Annotated in this window: 1 protein-coding gene and 1 pseudogene; one reads left to right on the top strand and one right to left on the bottom strand. The window is 64.6% G+C overall.

The genetic code is table 11. The features are described from left to right. Positions 1-252, bottom strand: a pseudogene (locus AKJ13_RS29850) (sugar transferase); the annotation flags it as partial. Positions 253-951: 699 nt separating this feature from the next. Between AKJ13_RS29850 and AKJ13_RS29845 the strand changes: the two are divergent. Further along, on the top strand, positions 952-1169 hold a 218-nt coding region (locus AKJ13_RS29845), incomplete at its 3' end, for an NAD-dependent epimerase/dehydratase family protein (protein ID WP_144426459.1).

The following is a 1169-nucleotide window of genomic DNA, read 5'->3' as shown; positions in this document are numbered from 1 at the left end:
GATCAGCAGCATCAGCGGCAGCAACAGGAACAGCGCGGTCGCCGCGACCCCGATGTCGAGACCGCGCTTGGCCGCCCAGTCCAGCCGAAGCCCCCGGGCCACGAACGGCGTCTCCGGCAGAACCGCCTCCGCCACGGCCTCCGCAGCCTCGCTCACCTGATCCACAATCTGATCGGCCACATCGGACATCTCAACCCTATGGTGCGGCGCAGAGGCGAGGGGGGAAACATGGGGGCCGGCCTCGCGCAGCATGGGCTCGTTTCCTGGAACGGGTGTCACGAGAAGATAGTTAATGACTCGTTAATAGCTTCTTCTAACGAATTATCGACCCTGTTACAAGCTACGCTATACCGGTAATCACAGTCTAACTTGCATTCATATTATGCGGCTATGCAATGTAGCGAACGGGATTAGCGCCGGCATTGGCGGAAACGGCGGGGGGACGATGCTGTCATGGGCTGTATGTTGGTATGTGTCGGTCTAGTGTCCGCATAGGCATGGGCCGGTTGAGAGCACCGCTTCCTTTGGTGCGGCGCACGCGAAGCGGACGTCCACGGTCCGGTTTACAGCCCTTCGCTGGCCCAGACCTCGGGGACGGCTGATGCTCAGCTTGCATTTGGGCTCGAGCGCTGGCGGCCGCAGCCGACGCGCCGCCTTGCTGAAAACTACGCACCCGCCTGAGGAGAAGGTGCCGGTCGTCGGCCGTGTAATCCGCGCCCGGCAAGACAGTTCGTCGTCGGGTCAGGCGTTCCGCGACGTGCGGTCGGTCCGTGCGGCGCATGACCGGGAGCCGTCCCTGCGGATCACGCCGGCAGCGGGGCGCGCCGATGTTCGGGCCAGCCGCGGAGACGGCCTGAACGAACGCCCCGGACCAGTGCCGATGGGCGAACCGCGACTTTGCTCTGTATAGGCGTGTCGACAAATCGAATTGTGCGGGTCGGGAGCGATGTGATGGCGGTTCTTGTGACGGGCGGGGCTGGGTATATCGGCAGCCACATGGTTCTGGCGCTGCTGGACGCGGGCCACGAGGAGATCGTGGTCCTCGACGACCTGTCCACCGGCTTCGACTGGGCCGTGCCCGAGGGCGTCAAGCTCGTGGTCGGCGACGTCGCCGACCAGGCGCTGGTCACTCAGACCATCCTCCAGCACCGGATCGACGCGCTCGCCCA

The sequence above is a fragment of the Methylobacterium sp. ARG-1 genome, assembly GCF_001262595.1.
Lineage (GTDB): Bacteria > Pseudomonadota > Alphaproteobacteria > Rhizobiales > Beijerinckiaceae > Methylobacterium > Methylobacterium brachiatum.
The sequence above is the reverse complement of the archived record's forward strand: the minus strand, read 5'-3'. Positions and strand labels throughout refer to the sequence as shown.